The organism is Pseudomonas sp. GD03944, from assembly GCF_029839275.1.
In the GTDB taxonomy this organism is placed as follows: Bacteria; Pseudomonadota; Gammaproteobacteria; order Pseudomonadales; family Pseudomonadaceae; genus Aquipseudomonas.
The window spans coordinates 13,040-25,035 of record NZ_JAOCAH010000009.1; the positions used below are offsets into that span (position 1 = coordinate 13,040).

An 11,996-nucleotide genomic window follows, 5' to 3' on the forward strand; every position below is an offset into this window, starting at 1 on the left:
TCTGATTAAACGTGCAGGATGAATTCGCGGACCAACTTGCTGCCGAAGTACGCCAGCATCAGCAGGCAGAAGCCTGCCAGCGTCCAGCGGATGGCTTTGTGGCCGCGCCAGCCCAGTTGATGGCGGCCCCACAGGAGCACGGCGAACACCACCCAGGCGAAGCAGGAAAGGATGGTCTTGTGGGCCAGGTGCTGGGCGAACAGGTCGTCGATGAACAGCGCGCCCGACAGCAGCGACAGCGACAGCATCAGCCAGCCGCCCCAGAGGAAACCGAACAGCAGGCTTTCCATGGTCTGCAGGGGCGGGAAGTGCCGGATCAGGCCCGATGGATGCTTGTGCTTGAGCTGATGGTCCTGCAGCAACAGCAGCAGCGACTGGAATACCGCAATGGTCAGCAGGCCGTAGGCGAGCACGGAGAGCAGGATGTGCGCCAGTATACCCGGGCCTTCGTTGATCGGTTGCAGGGTGCCGCTGGGGGCGAATTGCGCCAGCAGCACGGTCAACGCGCCGAGCGGGAACAGCAACAACAGCAGGTTTTCCACCGGAATGCGCAGCGACGCCAGCAGGGTCAGCAGGATCACGGCGTAGGCGATCAGGCTGGAGGCATTGAAGAAGTCCAGTGCCAGGCCGGCGGTGTTGTACATCTGCAGGAACAGGCTGCCGCCGTGGAAGAACAGCGCGAGCACGCCGAACAGGGCCAGCAGGCGCTTGTCGGGTGCGCTGCGGCTGGTCAGGCGCAGGCCTTGGTACGTGGCGGCGCCGGCGTAGAGGCAGGCGGCGGCGAGGGTGGGCAGCAGAGGGTGCATAAGTCCTTGGTGGGCAAGCCCGAAAGGCGCTGAGTGTGGCATATACGACTGCTGCACGAAAGACTGTGCTGCGTGCGCCATTCGACGCTCCTGAGGGCTCGCCGATAAAGTTCCCTCAACACCCGGCGACTCTTGGTTATAATCCGCGACTTGCTGCAAGCCCACCCCTCGGCTCCATGGGGCCTGAAAGGAACGTGCATGTTCGAAAATCTAACGGATCGTCTGTCGCAGACCCTGCGTAATGTCACCGGCAAGGCCAAGCTGACGGAAGACAACATCAAAGACACGCTGCGCGAAGTGCGCATGGCCCTGCTCGAGGCGGACGTCGCGCTGCCGGTGGTCAAGGACTTCGTCAACAAGGTCAAGGACCGTGCGGTCGGCACCGAGGTGTCGAAGAGCCTGACCCCGGGCCAGGCGTTCGTGAAGATCGTCCGTGCCGAACTCGAAGCCCTGATGGGCGAAGCCAACGAAGACCTCGCGCTCGCTGTCGCGCCGCCTGCCGTGGTGCTGATGGCCGGCCTGCAGGGTGCGGGCAAGACCACCACCGCCGGCAAGCTCGCGCGCTTCCTCAAGGAGCGCAAGAAGAAGACCGTGATGGTCGTCTCCGCTGACGTTTACCGCCCGGCAGCGATCAAGCAGCTGGAAACCCTGGCCACCGACATCGGCGTGACGTTCTTCCCGTCCGATATCAGTCAGAAGCCGGTGGCGATCGCCGAGGCGGCGATCAAGGAAGCCAAGCTCAAGTTCATCGATGTGGTGATCCTCGATACCGCCGGTCGCCTGGCGGTCGATGCCGAGATGATGGCCGAGATCCAGGCCCTGCACGCTGCGGTCAAGCCGGTCGAGACGCTGTTCGTGGTCGATGCCATGACCGGCCAGGACGCGGCCAACACCGCCAAGGCCTTCGCCGACGCGCTGCCGCTGACCGGTGTGGTCCTGACCAAGGTCGACGGCGATGCCCGGGGCGGTGCGGCACTTTCCGTGCGCCACATCACCGGCAAGCCGATCAAGTTCATCGGTATGGGCGAGAAGAGCGAAGCGCTGGAGCCGTTCCACCCGGACCGCATCGCCTCGCGCATTCTCGGCATGGGTGACGTGCTCAGCCTGATCGAGCAGGCCGAGCAGACCCTCGACCGGGAAAAGGCCGAGAAACTCACCAAGAAGCTGAAGAAGGGCAAGGGTTTCGACCTGGAAGACTTCCGCGACCAGCTGCAGCAGATGAAGAACATGGGTGGCCTGGGCGGCCTGATGGACAAGCTGCCGCAGATGGGCGGGGTCAACCTCGCGCAGATGGGCAACGCCCAGGGCGCCGCCGAGAAGCAGTTCAAGCAGATGGAAGCCATCATCAATTCGATGACCCCTGCAGAGCGTCGCGACCCGGACATGATCAGTGGCTCGCGCAAGCGCCGTATCGCGCTGGGTTCGGGGACTCAGGTCCAGGACATCGGTCGCCTGATCAAGCAGCACAAACAGATGCAGAAGATGATGAAGAAATTCACCGCCAAGGGCGGCATGGCCAAGATGATGCGCGGCATGGGCGGTATGTTGCCCGGCGGCGGGGGCATGCCGAAGTTCTGACCCGGGCGTTGAGCCGTGACGGTGCCCGGCTGCCGTCACGGTGTGTCTCGAATGACCCGCCGATGGGTGGGTGAAAAAGAGATTTGCAAAAAGCTGGATAATCCTTAGAATATGCGGCCTTTCGGGCCTAGTGCCCTATGCTTGCATTTCAGTTTTGCAGCACCGACTACAGGAACGAAGTTCAATGGTAACCATCCGTCTTGCTCGTGGCGGCTCCAAAAAGCGCCCCTTCTACCACCTGACCGTGACCAACAGCCGCAATGCGCGCGACGGTCGCTTCGTAGAGCGTATCGGCTTCTTCAACCCGATCGCTTCGGGCGCTGAAGTGAAGCTGTCTGTGAATCAAGAGCGTGCTACCTACTGGCTGAGCCAGGGTGCACAGCCGTCTGAGCGCGTTGCTCAGCTGCTCAAGGAAGCTGCCAAGGCTGCTGCCTAAGCACTTCTATGAGCACGATGCCGGCCCCAGCCGAGGATCTTATCGTTCTCGGCAAGATTGTTTCGGTGCATGGCATACGAGGTGAGGTAAAGGTGTACTCCTTTACGGACCCTGTGGATAACGTGCTCGATTACCGCCGTTGGACGCTCAAGCGTGACAACGAGGTAAAGCAGGTCGAAGTAACCAGTGGCCGCCTGCAAGGCAAGGTCCTGGTGGCGAAGTTGAAGGGCCTCGATGACCGCGAAGTGGCACGTACCTTTGCGGGCTTTGAAATTTGTGTGCCCCGTGGCGAGCTGCCGGAACTGAGCGATGGCGAGTTCTACTGGTATCAGTTGGAAGGTCTCAAGGTCATTGACCAGGCAGGGCAGTTGCTCGGCAAGGTCGACCATCTGTTCGAGACCGGTGCCAACGATGTAATGGTGGTCAAACCCTGCGCCGACAGCCTGGATGATCGTGAGCGCCTGCTGCCCTATACGGAGCAGTGCGTGTTGTCGATCGACCTGAGTGCTGGCGAGATGCGGGTCGACTGGGATGCGGACTTCTAAGCGACATGGCTAGCCTGCGCGTCGAGGTCATCACGCTGTTCCCGGAAATGTTTGCCGCCATCAGCGAATACGGCATTACCAGTCGCGCGGTGAAGCAGGGGTTGATGCAACTGACCTGCTGGAATCCGCGGAGCTACACCACGGATCGTCATCACACCGTTGATGACCGGCCCTTTGGTGGTGGCCCTGGCATGGTGATGAAGATCAAGCCGCTGGAAGATGCTTTGCTCGATGCGAAGCAGGCTGCCGGTGGTGAGGCCAAGGTGATCTACCTGTCGCCTCAGGGTCGCCAGCTGACTCAGTCAGCAGTACGCGAACTGGCGAACGAGGAGCGATTGATCCTCATCGCGGGTCGCTACGAAGGCATCGATGAGCGCTTTATCGAAGCGCATGTCGATGAAGAATGGTCGATCGGGGATTACGTCCTGTCTGGCGGTGAGCTGCCAGCCATGGTGCTGATCGATGCGGTAACGCGCCTTTTGCCTGGTGCATTGGGTCATGCAGACTCGGCCGAGGAGGACTCCTTTACGGATGGCCTGCTCGACTGCCCGCACTACACCCGTCCGGAGGTGTATGCGGATAAACGTGTTCCTGACGTGTTGCTTAGTGGCAACCACGAACACATCCGGCGCTGGCGTTTGCAGCAGTCCCTTGGTCGGACCTGGGAACGCCGTGTCGATCTTCTGGATAGCCGCTCGCTTTCTGGGGAAGAGAAGAAGCTGCTGGAGGAATACATCCGCCAGCGGGACGATAGTTAACGTATCGATGACCGGCCAGAGGCCTGTCTTAGGAGCGCAGCATGACCAACAAGATTATTCAGCAGATCGAAGCTGAGCAGATGAGCAAAGAGATCCCGACTTTCGCACCGGGCGACACCGTTGTCGTTCAGGTTAAAGTGAAAGAAGGTGATCGTCAGCGTCTGCAGGCGTTCGAAGGCGTTGTTATCGCCAAGCGTAACCGTGGTCTGAACAGTGCCTTCACTGTTCGCAAGATCTCCAACGGTGTTGGCGTTGAGCGTACTTTCCAGACCTACAGCCCGCTGGTCGACAGCCTGGCTGTCAAGCGTCGCGGTGACGTTCGCAAGGCCAAGCTGTACTACCTCCGCGACCTGTCCGGCAAGGCAGCTCGCATCAAGGAGAAGCTGGTCTAAGACCGGTTTCCCTTCCCAAAAAAGCAGCCTTCGGGCTGCTTTTTTCGTTTATGGGCTCGGCTGCAGGCCTTATCGGTTGCCTGATCCGCTGCGCCTTTCCGCATTCACGGCGCCGTACGGCGCGCTATCGATCGATTGGCCATGACCCCGAGAGAGCAGGAAATCCAGCGCCGCACGGCATTGTCGGAAACCCGTGTCACCAAGGCGGTATTCCCGCCGACCACCAACCACCACAACACCCTGTTCGGTGGTACTGCACTGGCCTGGATGGACGAAGTGTCGTTCATCGCCGCGACGCGCTTCTGCCGGTTGTCGCTGGTCACGGTGTCCTCCGATCGCATCGACTTCAACCACGCGATTCCTGCCGGTTCCATCGTCGAGCTGGTCGGGCGGGTGATCAAGGTGGGCAATACCAGCCTGAAGGTCGAAGTCGAGGTGTTCGTCGAAAGCATGTACAGCGACGGCCGGGAGCGCGCCATCAATGGGGTGTTCAGTTTCGTGGCCATCGACGAAGACAAGAAGCCGATTCCGGTGCTGCCCGGGTTCCCGGCAGACGCCTGATCGCGAGCGGCTGGCGGCCCGCGCCCGTGCTGTGGAACACTACTCGTGGCGCCTGCGAGGCGCCGCTGTCCCTGTCTCCTGCATAAGTAGCTGCCGATGCCCACTCTGGAACACCCGCTGATCGACAGGTTTCTCGAGGCGATCTGGTTCGAAAAAGGCCTGTCGGCTCACACCCGTTCGGCGTATCGCAGCGACCTCGGGCATTTCAACGTATGGTTGTCCGAACGGGGTCTGCAGCTGGAAAGCGTCGGCCGTGATGCGATTCTCGATCACCTCGCCTGGCGCCTGAATGAAGGCTACAAGGTGCGCTCCACGGCGCGTTTCATTTCCGGGTTGCGCGGGTTCTACCGCTTCCTGTTGCGCGAAGGTGTGATCGACCTCGATCCGACCCTGCAGGTCGACCTGCCGCAGTTGGGGCGCCCGTTGCCCAAGTCGCTGTCTGAGGCGGACGTCGAGGCGCTGTTGGCGGCCCCCGAACTGGACGACCCCATCGGCCTGCGCGACCGCGCCATGCTTGAAGTGCTCTATGCGTGCGGCCTGCGGGTCAGCGAGCTGATCGCCCTGACCCTGGAGCAGGTAAATCTGCGCCAGGGCGTGTTGCGCGTGTTCGGCAAGGGCAGCAAGGAACGTCTGGTGCCGCTGGGGGAGGAGGCGATCGTCTGGATCGAGCGCTACATGCGCGAGGCCCGGCCGTTTCTGCTCGACGGCAAGCCCAGTGACGTGATGTTTCCCAGCCTGCGCGGCGAGCAGATGACCCGCCAGACCTTCTGGCACCGGATCAAGCACCAGGCGAAAGTCGCCGGTATCGCCAAGAACCTGTCGCCGCATACCCTGCGCCATGCCTTCGCCACGCACCTGCTCAATCATGGCGCCGACCTGCGGGTGGTGCAGATGCTGCTCGGTCACAGCGACCTGTCCACCACCCAGATCTACACCCATATCGCCCGGGCTCGGTTGCAGGAGCTGCATGCTACCCATCACCCGCGGGGCTGAGGCCGGTGGCGCTGTGATCCATTGGTGATCCTGAGACATCCGTTCAGCCTGCTGCGGTCGGCCTTGGCGGGCTTCTATGGTAGGCTTCGCCATCATCCGTGAGTCCGTCGTTCGACAGGAGTATCCATGCGCGTGACCCGCCTTTTTGCAGCCGTGGCCCTTGGCCTGGCCAGCAGCCTCAGCCTGGCAGCCGATCCGGACCAGGCTATTCGCAACAGCCTGCAATCGATCCAGCCGGACCTGCCCATCGAGGCCATCGCCGAGAGCCCGATGCCGGGTGTCTACCAGGTGCAACTCAAGGGCGGCCGCCAGCTGTACGCCAGCGGTGACGGCCAGTTCCTGATGCAGGGTTACCTCTTTCAGTTCAAGGACGGCAAGGCCATCAACCTGACCGAGAAGGAAGAAGTCCTGGGCGTGGCCAAGGAAATCAACGCCATTCCGGCAAAGGAAATGGTGGTGTTCGCTCCGGAGAAGCCGAAGACCCATATCACCGTGTTCACCGATACCGACTGCGGCTACTGCCAGAAGCTGCACAGCGAAGTGCCGGAGCTCAACCGTCTGGGCGTCGAAGTCCGTTACGTGGCGTTCCCGCGTCAGGGCCTGAACAGCCCGGCCGCCCAGGAGCTGGTCAACGTCTGGTGCGCCAAGGACCAGAAAGAAGCGATGAACCGCGCCAAGAGCCGCCGCTCGCTGGATGACGTGCATTGCGACAACCCGGTCGCCAAGCAGTACGAGCTGGGCCAGATGATCGGCGTCAACGGCACGCCTGCCGTGATCCTCGCCAATGGCAAGATGATTCCGGGCTACCAGCCGGCGCCGCAACTGGCCAAACTGGCGCTCGAAGCCCAGTAATCAGCGCCTTCGCGCTGATTGACTAATAAACAGCCGCTTCGTAAGGTGCGGCTCTTTTTCTGCGGCCGGAGCATGCTCCGGCCGTTTTACGCAGTGCAGATGGGGAGTTCAGAGTGAAACCGGTCAAAGTAGGCATCTGTGGGCTGGGTACCGTCGGTGGCGGTACGTTCAACGTGCTCAAGCGCAACGCCGAGGAAATCGCGCGTCGTGCCGGGCGTGGCATCGAGGTGGCGCACATTGCGCTGCGTTCGCCGAACCCACAGTGTGATATTACCGGTACCCCCATTACCAACGATGTCTTCGAGCTGGTCGACAACCCCGAGATCGAGATCGTTATCGAGCTGATCGGTGGCTACACCCTGGCCCGTGAACTGGTGCTGCGCGCGATCGACAACGGCAAGCACGTGGTCACCGCGAACAAGGCGCTGATCGCCGTGCACGGCAACGAAATCTTCGCCAAGGCCCGTGAGAAGGGCGTGATCGTCGCCTTCGAAGCGGCGGTGGCGGGTGGCATTCCGGTGATCAAGGCCATCCGCGAAGGCCTGGCGGCCAACCGCATCAACTGGCTGGCCGGCATCATCAACGGCACTGGCAACTTCATTCTCAGCGAAATGCGCGAAAAGGGCCGGACCTTCCCTGATGTGCTGGCTGAGGCCCAGGCGCTGGGTTACGCCGAAGCCGATCCGACCTTCGACGTCGAAGGCATCGATGCTGCCCACAAGCTGACCATCCTGGCCTCCATCGCCTTCGGTATCCCGCTGCAGTTCGACAAGGCCTACACCGAGGGCATTACCCAGCTCACCACGGCGGACGTCAACTACGCCGAGGCCCTGGGCTATCGCATCAAGCACCTGGGTGTGGCGCGCCGTACCGACAGCGGTATCGAGCTGCGCGTGCACCCGACGCTGATCCCGGCCGACCGCCTGATCGCCAACGTCAACGGTGTGATGAACGCCGTCATGGTCAATGGCGACGCTGCCGGCAGCACCCTGTTCTACGGCGCGGGCGCCGGCATGGAGCCGACCGCTTCCTCGGTGGTGGCTGATCTGGTTGACGTGGTCCGTGCGCTGACCACCGACCCGACCAACCGCGTGCCGCACCTGGCCTTCCAGCCGGACTCGCTGTCCGATCACCCGATCCTGCCGATCACCGCCTGCGAAAGCGCCTATTACCTGCGTATCCAGGCCAAGGACCGCCCGGGCGTGCTGGCCCAGGTGGCGAGCATCCTGTCGGAGCGCGGCATCAATATCGAATCGATCATGCAAAAGGAAGTCGAAGAACACGACGGCCTGGTCCCGATGATCCTGGTCACCCACCGCGTTGCCGAGCAGCGCATGAACGATGCCATCGCGGCGCTCGAAGCGCTGGATGATGTGGCGGGCCGTGTCGTCCGTATCCGCGTCGAACAACTGGTTTAAGGGGTAAGTCATGCGTTACATCAGTACCCGCGGCCAGGCACCGGCCCTCAACTTCGAAGACGTGCTGCTGGCTGGCCTGGCCAGTGATGGCGGCCTGTACGTGCCGGAAAACCTGCCACGCTTCACCCAGGAGGAAATCGCGTCCTGGGCCGGCCTGCCGTACCACGAGCTGGCTTTCCGGGTGATGCGCCCGTTCGTCGCCGGCAGCATCCCGGACGCCGACTTCAAGAGGATTCTCGAAGAAACCTACGGTGTCTTCGCCCACAGCGCCGTGGCGCCGCTGCGCCAGCTGGACAGCAATGAGTGGGTGCTTGAGCTGTTCCACGGCCCGACCCTGGCCTTCAAGGATTTCGCCCTGCAGCTGCTCGGCCGCCTGCTCGACTACGTGCTGGCCAAGCGCAACGAGCGCGTGGTGATCATGGGCGCCACCTCCGGTGACACCGGTTCGGCGGCCATCGAAGGCTGCAAGGCCTGCGAGAACGTCGACATCTTCATCATGCACCCGCACAACCGGGTGTCCGAGGTGCAGCGTCGACAGATGACCACCATCCTTGGCGACAACATCCACAACATCGCCATCGAGGGTAACTTTGATGACTGCCAGGAGATGGTCAAGGACAGCTTCGCCGACCAGGGCTTCCTCAAGGGCACTCGCCTGGTGGCGGTCAACTCGATCAACTGGGCGCGGATCATGGCCCAGATCGTCTACTACTTCCACGCGGCCCTGCAGCTGGGCGGCCCGGCGCGCTCCGTCGCGTTCTCGGTGCCGACCGGCAACTTCGGCGACATCTTCGCCGGCTACCTGGCGCGCAACATGGGCCTGCCGATCAGCCAGTTGATCGTCGCCACCAATCGCAACGACATCCTGCACCGCTTCATGAGCGGCAATCAGTACGTGAAGGACACCCTGCACCCGACGCTGTCGCCGTCGATGGACATCATGGTGTCCTCCAACTTCGAACGCCTGCTGTTCGACCTGCACGGTCGCAACGGCGCGGCGATCGCCGAACTGATGGCCAACTTCAAGAAGGGCGGCGGTTTCAGCGTCGAAGACGATCGCTGGACCGAGGCGCGCAAGCTGTTCGATTCCCTGTCGGTCAGCGATGCCGAAACCTGCGAAACCATCGCCGAGGTCTACAAGGCCTGTGGCGAGCTGCTGGACCCGCATACCGCGATTGGCGTGCGCGCGGCGCGCGAATGCCGCCGCAGCCTGGCGGTGCCGATGGTGACCCTGGGCACCGCGCACCCGGTCAAGTTCCCGGAGGCCGTGGTGACCGCCGGTATTGGCCAGGCGCCGGTGTTGCCTGCGCACCTGACGGACCTGTTCACCCGTGAAGAGCGTTGCACGGTGCTGGCCAATGACCTGAAGACCGTCCAGGACTTCGTCAGCCAGCACGGTAACCGCGGCAAGCCGCTTTAAGCATCGCCGCAGGACAAAAAAAGGCCGGTCACCGCAAGGGACCGGCCTTTTTCATGGGCGGTTGGAAGGCTGCGCGCTCAGTGGGCCAGTGCCAGCACGGCCGAGCAGGCGCGTTTGTCGTAGCTGCCCACATAAGGGTTGCTCCAGCCCATGACGCAGCTGAGCATCTGGTTGCGCTGGCGCTCCCAGGCCTTGGGCGGATAGGTCTTGTGCCACACGCCATACAGCTGGCGATCCTTCTTCGACAGGCGCAGGCGGTAGCGGTCGCTCATGTACAGGTAGGTGCGGGCGATCATGCCGCGCACTTCCTTGCGCGGCATGGCGACCCGGGCCTTGAAGTCCACCACCATCGGGCAGGCGCCGTACTGGCCGGGTTTCTGCGGGCTCCAGCCGTAAGGGAAGTTGCTGCGGTCGCCGTTGAGTTCGCCGATGGCCGGCACCAGGTTATGCAGGTCTGCCTCGGCGCGCTGGTAGGTGGCGTCATGCTGTGCGCATTCCTTGCGGCCGCCGCGTTGCCAGCACTGGTGTTGATGGCCGATGACCCAGGCCGGCACGATGTGCTCCCACTCGATGCGAGCGGCGCGCTGGGCGTTCTTGCGCGGGACATAGCCGCAGCTGCGCAGGTCGACCCGATTGCCCTGGAATTTGCAGCCGCAGTAGAACTCCACCGACTGCCGGGCGTAGAGCTTCCAGCCGATCTTCTTGGCTTCGCTGAAGGTGCGCGGGGCCTGGGCGAGGGCGGGGTGGTGGAGGGCGAGGAGCAGAAGGGCGGTCAGGCAACGCAGAAGCATGCGGCATTATCCAAAAAAACGCCGCATGATACCGGCCTTGAGCGGCTTGCCAAGGCTAGCCAGATGATGGCGTCAGACCGCGCCGTCACTCCGTAGCGCTGCGATCTGTTCGGCGCTGTAACCCAGCTCCTGAAGAATTGCCTGGGTGTGTTCACCCAGTTCGGGGCCAACCCAGTGAGTGGCGCCCGGGGTATCGGAGAGCTTCGGGACGATGCCGGGCATCTTGAACGGCTTGCCGTCCGGCAGTCGGGCGCTGAGGAACATTTCCCGGGCCAGGTACTGCGGGTCGTTGAACATGTCCTCAGCGCTGTAGATGCGGCTGGCGGGCACCTCGGCGCGGTTCAGGCAGTCCAGCACCTGCTCCAGCGACAGCGAGCCCACCCAGCGATCGATCACCCCATACAGCTCGTCGCGGCGGGCATCGCGGCCGTCGTTGCTGGCCAGGCTCGGGTCGTCGGCCAGGTCCTGGCGGTCGATGGCCTGCATGAAGCGCTTGAAGATCGCATCACCGTTGGCGCCGATCTGCACGTGGCGGCCATCGGCGCTGGTGTGGATCGACGAGGGCGTGATGCCGGGCATGATGTTGCCGGTGCGCTCGCGAATGAAACCGAAGACATCGAACTCCGGCACCATGCTTTCCATCATGGCGAAGATCGCTTCATACAACGCCACGTCCACCACCTGGCCCTGGCCGCCGTTGACTTCGCGGTGACGCAGGGCCATCAGGGCGCCGATCACGCCCCACAGGGCGGCGATCGAATCGCCGATGGAAATGCCGGTGCGCACCGGTGGCCGATCCTCGAAGCCGGTGATGTAGCGCAGCCCGCCCATGGATTCGCCCACGGCGCCGAAGCCGGGCTGATCCTTCATGGGGCCGGTCTGGCCGAAGCCGGAGAGGCGCACCATCACCAGCTTGGGGTTCAGGGCGTGCAGCACGTCCCAGCCCAGACCGAGTTTTTCCAGCACGCCAGGGCGGAAGTTCTCGATCAGGATGTCGGCGTCGCTCAGCAGGTCCTTCAGCACCTGGCGGCCCTGCTCGTGCTTGAGGTTGAGCGTGAGCGAGCGTTTGTTGCGCGCCTGCACGAACCACCACAGCGAGGTGCCTTCGTAGAGCTTGCGCCATTTGCGCAGCGGATCGCCGCCATTAGGCGATTCCACCTTGATCACCTCGGCGCCGAATTCGGCGCAGATGCGCGCTGCGAAGGGGCCGGCGATCAGGGTGCCGAGTTCGACGACCTTCAGGCCGGCCAGGGGCGTATTGGGAAGATTCATGCGTATTCCGGCAGGTGATGACTGGCCAAGCCTATTGCATTGCCTGCCAGGCCGCCATGCCTCGTCGAGCTGGTGGATTCTCCCGGGTGCGATGGGGTTGGCGCTTTTTGTGGTGCGCCCTGGTCGGTTGTGGGGTTTAATCCGGGTTGGCGAATGGATGCGCTTGGTCAGATC

13 protein-coding genes are annotated in these 11,996 nt (G+C 62.8%); 10 read left to right on the forward strand and 3 right to left on the reverse strand.

Features of this window, described 5'->3' with window-relative positions; translation table 11 throughout:
* Positions 1–5: 5 nt before the first annotated feature.
* Positions 6–806 (reverse strand): cytochrome c biogenesis protein CcsA, encoded by an 801-nt coding sequence (gene ccsA, locus N5C28_RS14950; protein ID WP_279823459.1) that lies wholly within the window; start codon positions 804–806, stop codon positions 6–8.
* Between the two features lie 198 nt (positions 807–1,004).
* Between ccsA and ffh the strand changes: the two genes are divergently transcribed.
* The 10 genes from ffh to thrC all read left to right on the forward strand — a co-directional run bounded on the left by ffh (position 1,005) and on the right by thrC (position 9,759).
* On the forward strand, positions 1,005–2,384 hold the full coding sequence (gene ffh / locus N5C28_RS14955; protein WP_279823462.1) for a signal recognition particle protein: 1,380 nt from the start codon (positions 1,005–1,007) through the stop codon (positions 2,382–2,384).
* 184 nt (positions 2,385–2,568) lie between these two features.
* Entirely contained in the window at positions 2,569–2,820 is a 252-nt protein-coding gene (rpsP, locus tag N5C28_RS14960; protein ID WP_009403592.1) for a 30S ribosomal protein S16, read from the forward strand.
* A 17-nt stretch (positions 2,821–2,837) separates the two neighbouring features.
* Positions 2,838–3,365 (forward strand): ribosome maturation factor RimM, encoded by a 528-nt coding sequence (gene rimM, locus N5C28_RS14965; RefSeq protein WP_279823741.1) that lies wholly within the window; start codon positions 2,838–2,840, stop codon positions 3,363–3,365.
* 5 nt (positions 3,366–3,370) lie between these two features.
* On the forward strand, positions 3,371–4,123 hold the full coding sequence (gene trmD, locus N5C28_RS14970) for a tRNA (guanosine(37)-N1)-methyltransferase TrmD (protein WP_279823463.1): 753 nt from the start codon (positions 3,371–3,373) through the stop codon (positions 4,121–4,123).
* 41 nt (positions 4,124–4,164) lie between these two features.
* Positions 4,165–4,515 (forward strand): 50S ribosomal protein L19, encoded by a 351-nt coding sequence (gene rplS / locus N5C28_RS14975; RefSeq protein WP_279823465.1) that lies wholly within the window; start codon positions 4,165–4,167, stop codon positions 4,513–4,515.
* A gap of 141 nt (positions 4,516–4,656) precedes the next feature.
* Entirely contained in the window at positions 4,657–5,076 is a 420-nt protein-coding gene (locus N5C28_RS14980; RefSeq protein WP_279823466.1) for an acyl-CoA thioesterase, read from the forward strand.
* A 96-nt stretch (positions 5,077–5,172) separates the two neighbouring features.
* Positions 5,173–6,069: a site-specific tyrosine recombinase XerD gene (xerD, locus tag N5C28_RS14985; protein WP_279823467.1), complete on the forward strand. Its 897-nt coding sequence runs from the start codon at positions 5,173–5,175 to the stop codon at positions 6,067–6,069.
* Positions 6,070–6,195: 126 nt separating this feature from the next.
* Positions 6,196–6,921: a thioredoxin fold domain-containing protein gene (locus tag N5C28_RS14990; RefSeq protein WP_279823468.1), complete on the forward strand. Its 726-nt coding sequence runs from the start codon at positions 6,196–6,198 to the stop codon at positions 6,919–6,921.
* 113 nt (positions 6,922–7,034) lie between these two features.
* Entirely contained in the window at positions 7,035–8,339 is a 1,305-nt protein-coding gene (locus tag N5C28_RS14995; RefSeq protein WP_279823469.1) for a homoserine dehydrogenase, read from the forward strand.
* A gap of 10 nt (positions 8,340–8,349) precedes the next feature.
* On the forward strand, positions 8,350–9,759 hold the full coding sequence (thrC, locus tag N5C28_RS15000; RefSeq protein WP_279823470.1) for a threonine synthase: 1,410 nt from the start codon (positions 8,350–8,352) through the stop codon (positions 9,757–9,759).
* A gap of 77 nt (positions 9,760–9,836) precedes the next feature.
* On the opposite strand, the gene N5C28_RS15005 is transcribed toward thrC, so the two are convergent.
* Both N5C28_RS15005 and N5C28_RS15010 read right to left on the reverse strand, forming a co-directional pair.
* The gene (locus N5C28_RS15005; protein ID WP_279823471.1) at positions 9,837–10,550 is read right to left on the reverse strand and encodes an endonuclease I family protein; all 714 of its coding nucleotides are present in this window, start codon (positions 10,548–10,550) and stop codon (positions 9,837–9,839) included.
* A 72-nt stretch (positions 10,551–10,622) separates the two neighbouring features.
* Positions 10,623–11,822 (reverse strand): CaiB/BaiF CoA-transferase family protein, encoded by a 1,200-nt coding sequence (locus tag N5C28_RS15010; RefSeq protein ID WP_279823472.1) that lies wholly within the window; start codon positions 11,820–11,822, stop codon positions 10,623–10,625.
* Between the last annotated feature and the right edge of the window lie 174 nt (positions 11,823–11,996).